Source organism: Micromonospora sp. NPDC004336 (assembly GCF_053602615.1).
Genome location: NZ_JBSGDY010000382.1, coordinates 1 through 1082 on the forward strand (window position 1 = coordinate 1; position 1082 = coordinate 1082).

Consider the following 1082-nt stretch of genomic DNA (forward strand, 5'->3'; position numbering starts at 1 on the left):
CGGAACCTGACTCAGGCTGCCCGGGAGGGCAAGCTCGACCCGGTGATCGGGCGGGAGAAGGAGATCGAGCGGGTCATGCAGGTGCTGTCCCGCCGGACGAAGAACAACCCGGTGTTGATCGGTGAGCCTGGCGTCGGTAAGACGGCTGTGGTGGAGGGCCTGTCCCAGAAGATCATCAAGGGTGAGGTGCCGGAGACGCTGAAGGACAAGCAGCTCTACACCCTCGACCTGGGTGCTCTGGTCGCGGGTTCCCGCTATCGGGGTGATTTCGAGGAGCGCCTGAAGAAGGTGCTCAAGGAGATCCGTACCCGGGGTGACATCATCTTGTTCATCGACGAGATCCACACCTTGGTGGGTGCGGGTGCCGCCGAGGGCGCGATCGACGCGGCGAGCATTCTCAAGCCGATGCTGGCGCGTGGTGAGCTGCAGACCATCGGCGCGACCACCCTGGATGAGTACCGCAAGCACCTCGAGAAGGACGCGGCCCTCGAGCGCCGGTTCCAGCCGATCCAGGTCGGTGAGCCCTCGCTGGCCCACACCATCGAGATCCTCAAGGGGCTGCGGGACCGTTACGAGGCCCACCACCGCGTCTCCATCACCGACGCCGCTCTGGTGGCGGCGGCGACGCTTGCTGACCGGTACATCTCGGATCGGTTCCTGCCGGACAAGGCGATCGATCTGATCGACGAGGCGGGTGCGCGGATGCGGATCCGTCGGATGACGGCGCCGCCGGACCTGCGTGACTTCGACGAGCGGATCGCTCAGGTGCGTCGGGACAAGGAGTCCGCGATCGACGCGCAGGACTTCGAGCGCGCCGCTCAGCTGCGGGACAAGGAGAAGCAGCTGCTGGGTCAGAAGGCGCAGCGGGAGAAGGAGTGGAAGGCCGGCGACCTGGACGTCGTCAGTGAGGTCGACGACGAGCAGATCGCCGAGGTTCTCGGTAACTGGACCGGTATTCCGGTCTACAAGTTGACCGAGGAGGAGACGTCGCGTCTGCTGCGGATGGAGGACGAGCTGCACAAGCGCGTCATCGGGCAGGAGGACGCGGTCAAGGCCGTCTCGAAGGCCATCCGCCGTACGCG

1 protein-coding gene is annotated in these 1082 nt (G+C 65.7%); it reads left to right on the forward strand.

Going from position 1 to position 1082, the window contains the following annotated elements; genetic code table 11:
* The coding region (locus ACWENR_RS30895; RefSeq protein ID WP_452280456.1) for an AAA family ATPase at nucleotides 1-1082 on the forward strand (1082 nt) is incomplete at both ends.